The sequence below is a fragment of the Aedoeadaptatus acetigenes genome (assembly GCF_025566985.1).
Taxonomy (GTDB): Bacteria; Bacillota; Clostridia; order Tissierellales; family Peptoniphilaceae; genus Aedoeadaptatus; species Aedoeadaptatus acetigenes.
Genome location: NZ_JAOQJD010000041.1, coordinates 1 through 597 on the forward strand (window position 1 = coordinate 1; position 597 = coordinate 597).

Sequence of the window (597 nt, forward strand, 5' to 3'; positions counted from 1 at the left end):
TAAAAGATTTTCTCTTTTTTGATCTGCTGTTCCTTTCGGTAAAATTATATGTTTACCAATAGGCACATAAGCCCTCTCTTCATTAATATATTTATTTTCAACGGTAAAGCCATCTTTTCTATTACCTTCATATATAACAGAATAGAAATCTCTCCTGATTTCAATTCTTCCGTCTTTTTCGCCTATTTCTTTAACTGTATATTTACTTTCGCTTGTATTTTCTATTTGTTCGAAAGTAGCAGTCCAATTATTGGCATCATTAAGTGTAACTTTTTTTCCTGTTGCTTTACCATCTTTGTATAGCTCTACAGTTACCTTTTCCTCCATTGGATCTGTCACTTTATTTGTTTGGTCTTTCCATACCTTTTTTACTTTGATATCTGTCTTTGATGGATCTATTTGAGTTGGTGATTTTATTTTATTGTAATAGCTAGACAATAAATTAAATCTAATATTGTCACGTGAACTATAGTTGTTGCTTTGTCCTATATATTCAAACCAAGTCTCACCTACGGCTTCTTTGAATAATTCTTCATATTCGCCGTCGTCTTCAAAATAGTTCTTGTTGTTTCTATCTAACTTGTCATAGCTGTTCGC

At 31.7% G+C, this 597-nt stretch carries 1 protein-coding gene; it reads right to left on the reverse strand.

Going from position 1 to position 597, the window contains the following annotated elements; all coding sequences use genetic code 11:
- The coding region (locus tag OCV31_RS09670) for a Cna B-type domain-containing protein (RefSeq protein ID WP_148474688.1) at window positions 1-597 on the reverse strand (597 nt) is incomplete at both ends.